Raw genomic sequence first — 2,177 nt, forward strand, 5'->3', positions numbered from 1 at the left:
TATTACAGCCAAAAAATTAGCAAGCATGTGAATTAGTACAGAGTATTCTATCCTTTTAGTTCTATAATAAATGTAAGATACTATACAGCCTAACAAACTATACAGTAAAATCGATCTAATAAAAATTCCAATACTAGGTTCGTTCATACAATGCACAAATCCAAACAATATATTTGATATGAAGAAACCTTTCCTGCTCATATTATAGCAATAATTCATTATTGCACCATGAAAAGTTATTTCCTCTAAAACTGGTCCTACGAAAATTCCATAAAAATTGAATAACTCTATGCCCATAATATCTTTTAAAATTTGTAATAACGCATCATTTTGGGTATCTCCAAAAATGCTTACATACAAATGAACTGTAAGTCTCATCAAAGCAACGAATGCTAAACAATAAAGTACTTTGTTCCACTCTAGTTTCTGAATACGATTAATGACATTATGTTTTATGCTTATTTGATAAGAGAAATATAATGTAAAAAACAAGAAAAGTACAAATAGCAACCTAGCATAGACTAATGAAATATCTTTCAAAATAAAACAACAAAACGGTAAATTTGAGAGTAAAAATAACTGCCCAGTCACTTTATATTTTTCTTTCATTTTTAACTACCTCCAATAAACCATTATTAATATTTCAATCATTGCTTAATTCATTTAATAATTTTTCTGAAACTTGAAGCGGAAATGCTGAGATTCTTTGCATATACTGATTCTGACATTTTATCTTTCCTAAAAATCCTCCTATCTTAAGAAAGAAACACAGATATCTTACAATATTAACCTCCCCAATAATCGAGTAAGCGCTTTTACACTTTTATTGTAAATAACTATTTTTATTTTTTCAAATAATTATATGCAATTACTAATTTGTAAAATTAAAGTAGACAAAAAAAGACATCCAAGAGAATACTCTTGAATGTCTGTAAACGTTGATAGTATCGTATTGATTAACGTTTTGAGAATTGTGAAGCTTTACGAGCTTTCTTAAGACCTGGTTTGGAAAGTATGAATTTCAGTTGGACTAAAAACAGCGTAATATCAAGACTTTTCTCCGCTTTTATAAAAGCTTTTTTCCAATCAAATTCAACTAATTTTATCCGAATGGTGTGGATTTTACCCCCAAAATTACAGAGAATGGAGCTGATAAACACTAAACGTTCACACCATTAGTTAAATGATTTTTTGTTCATCATTTTTCTTAGATGATAGAACTTCTAATTTATTTCTTATTCAAGCAAAAACAACCTGCTATAAGTAAGAAAGAGGAAGATACAAGAAAAACACGGCGTAAAAACCGATTCAGTTCATTGTCCTCAATCCTTGTCTGCTTCATTTTCTTTTACGAGATCGTTTTGTGAATCTTTTTCAGAGAGTTTTTGATCAATATACTTGTCAATGTTTTCATAAAATTCCTTGGTCGCTTCACTATCTAATGTTGGCGAGTTCTGAACTTGATTCACTTTCAATTGAACAGATTGAATACCGTAAGAGGCTTGTTTTTGGTGGAGTGTTTCTAATTCTTCTTCTGAAATCGGATCTCCAACAACCGTCAAGACCAATTCATTGTTACTTGACTTGTAGACTTGATTAATAACCGTATAATTGGCGAACTCTTTTCCTACAAACTGTTTGATCCCTTCTTTGCGCGCTTGTTCTATTGTCAGAGTAACTGCCGAATAGCTAGCTGGAAGAATCAACAATACAATCAAAGATATCAAGCCAATTCTCATTTTAATGCTCAGCTCTTTAAATGAAGTTAAAGGAGATTTTCTCATCAAAATTCTTGTTCCAACAATGTTGGCTAGCATGATAAAGACACAGTTGATCAAGAAAAGATAGAGAGCCCCCAATAAAAATCGTACATTCCCATTAGCTAAACCATAGCCAGCAGTACAGATAGGCGGCATCAGAGCTGTAGCAATGGCTACTCCTGGCACGATATTGTTTGCTTCTTTTTTCCTTGAACCGATCACACCAGCAATCCCACCAGCAATAGCAATGAGGACATCCCAAATGGTTGGAGAGGTTCGTGCAATCAACTCGCTACTTGCATAAGACAAGGGAGAAATCCAGAAATACAGAGTCGAGACAAGCAAACTGACCAACACTTGAGTCAATAAAACCTCTAGAGATTGCTTGATTAAACGCGTATCAAAAATAGCTAAACC

The 2,177-nt window shown here is 32.6% G+C and carries 2 protein-coding genes; both read right to left on the reverse strand.

Features of this window, described 5'->3' with window-relative positions; translation table 11 throughout:
• A partial coding sequence (locus ADF75_RS08685; RefSeq protein ID WP_048788882.1) for a CPBP family intramembrane glutamic endopeptidase occupies positions 1–609 on the reverse strand: 609 nt, incomplete at its 3' end.
• A gap of 713 nt (positions 610–1,322) precedes the next feature.
• On the reverse strand, positions 1,323–2,177 hold an 855-nt coding region (locus tag ADF75_RS08695; RefSeq protein WP_048789603.1), incomplete at its 5' end, for a DUF389 domain-containing protein.

Origin of the sequence: Streptococcus sp. 1171_SSPC (assembly GCF_001069335.1) — a bacterium.
GTDB lineage: Bacteria > Bacillota > Bacilli > Lactobacillales > Streptococcaceae > Streptococcus > Streptococcus xiaochunlingii.